The organism is Microbacterium sp. Bi128, from assembly GCF_918698205.1.
Map to the genome: position 1 here is coordinate 1 of NZ_CAKKMM010001291.1, position 1,445 is coordinate 1,445.

At 64.3% G+C, this 1,445-nt stretch carries 2 protein-coding genes; one reads left to right on the top strand and one right to left on the bottom strand.

Annotation, left to right across the window (positions count from 1 at the left end):
- A partial coding sequence (locus tag LQV45_RS32105) for an asparaginase domain-containing protein (protein ID WP_230011564.1) occupies window positions 1–668 on the bottom strand: 668 nt, incomplete at its 3' end.
- A gap of 287 nt (window positions 669–955) precedes the next feature.
- On the opposite strand from LQV45_RS32105, the gene LQV45_RS32110 reads away from it, so the two are divergent.
- Window positions 956–1,445, top strand: a 490-nt coding sequence (locus LQV45_RS32110; RefSeq protein WP_230011566.1) for a LacI family DNA-binding transcriptional regulator, incomplete at its 3' end; no start/stop codon positions are given.

Consider the following 1,445-nt stretch of genomic DNA (forward strand, 5'->3'; position numbering starts at 1 on the left):
GCAGCAATGAGGTCCACGCGCGGCGAACCGGCGTCCGCGCCCGGCAGGGGCAACGGGGGAAGGCCTGGTCGTACCGGCTGGATCTCGACCTCGCCGGAGTCGGACACCGATCCGACGGTTCCGAAGTCCGGGTTGGCGAAGGCATCGAGGCTGGTTGTGTGGCGCTTGCGCACTCCGGCCGCAGGGAAGATGCTCCCGGCAAACGCCAGCAGCACACCGATTCCGCGCGCCCGCGGAGAACCGGCGACGGCGATCGCGCGGGAGAGATTGCCAGGACCGTCCGGAGAGTCGGCGTCGGCAGCCTGCTGCGCTCCGGTGAATACGACCGGGCGGGGATCATCGTGGGTGAGGTCAACGAGATAGGCCGTTTCCTCCATCGTGTCCGTCCCGTGGGTGCGGACGACGCCCATAACCTGCGGATCGGCCAATGCTTCCCGGATCGCGTCGCAGATGGCGATCATGTCCCCGACTGTCAGCAGGTACGAGCCCTTCCGGAAAACGTCGAACACGCGGACCGGATGGGCCGCTGGCACGCCCATGCTGGCAAACACCTGCTCCCCCGTGTCGGACGCCACCGCGGCTCCGCCGGCCTCGGACGCACGGGAAGAAATCGTTCCTCCCGTGGCCAGCAGGACCACGTGGGGGCCAACTAAATCTGTGACGGTCATGTCCACTCCGTTTGTTCTGTAACTGTTTCCGCATGCTTACCCAATCGATTGGGTTGTTAGTTAAAAGTTATTCCTGCCATGTTTCCTGCAGATGCTCCCGGAAGTTTCAGGGGGGTAAATACTTCGCCGCCGGCTCCCGGGATTCCGTCTACCCAATCGATTGGGTACGCCGTTTGATTGACTATAGAATGTGAGGTGGGACACGTCAAGAGTGCCTGGACCAGAGATCCGGGCATTATCAGGCACTCTTGGTGATGACGACCTTTTGAGCTGAGGCAGGGGACTGAATGGAAGAGAGCACGGCCGATGGCCGCACCGTCACGCTGAAGGATCTCGCGAGCGAGCTCGGAATCCACCCCTCGACCGTATCCAGGATCCTGCACTCGGGCTCCGAAGTGGCGCGCGGGGCAGCCTCTGTAGCTACCGCCGAACGCGTGCGCGAGCTCGCGCGGAAGCGCGGCTACTCCCCCGACCCGCAGGCCGCCGGCTTGCGGACGCGTCGCACGCATCTCATGGGCGTGATAGTTCCCCGGCTTTCGGACCTCGTTCTGGCGATTATGTACGAGGGCATCGACGAAGCCGCGGCGGAGCTCGGCTATTCCACGTTTGTTATGAACTCGCGAGATGAGCCCGAGGAACAGCGCCGCAAGACGGACTCCATGCTGGCCCGACGCGTGGACGGGCTGATCATCGGCGACGCGCACCTGGACAGCGGCCTGTTGCGGGAGCTTACCTCCCGGAAGGTGCCGTTCGTGCTCATGAACCGGCGCGTCCCGG